This is a genomic window from Ochrobactrum sp. SFR4, assembly GCF_019730395.1.
Taxonomy (GTDB): Bacteria; Pseudomonadota; Alphaproteobacteria; order Rhizobiales; family Rhizobiaceae; genus Pseudochrobactrum.
Window position 1 is genome coordinate 1 of record NZ_JAAPBB010000498.1, and the last position, 323, is coordinate 323.

Genomic DNA, 323 nt, shown 5'->3' on the forward strand with positions numbered 1-323 from the left:
GCGTCTGACTGCTGATGCAAAAGCAAATTCGATTATTGCCGACCGATTAAGGTCGATATCAATCGAGCAGGGGCTAAATGTATCTTTCGGTTTTCGTGGGTACGGGAATGGCGTTGAATATGGCAGCTATAAAGTTCGTGAACTGGTTGCTGATAGTGGCGAAGCGGTAAAAAATGAACATGGCCGCATTATTCGGACGCACGACGAAGCCGGTGATTTAGTCCAAAAAAATTGGCGGCAGGATATGCACAGTCGGAAAGGCCGTGATGTAATGCACGTTATTATGTCAGCTAGACCTGGCACTGACGCAAATGCTTTCCAAT

Annotated in this window: 1 pseudogene; it reads left to right on the forward strand. The window is 46.7% G+C overall.

The features are described from left to right. A pseudogene (locus HBA93_RS19980) lies at window positions 1-323 on the forward strand (hypothetical protein); the annotation flags it as partial.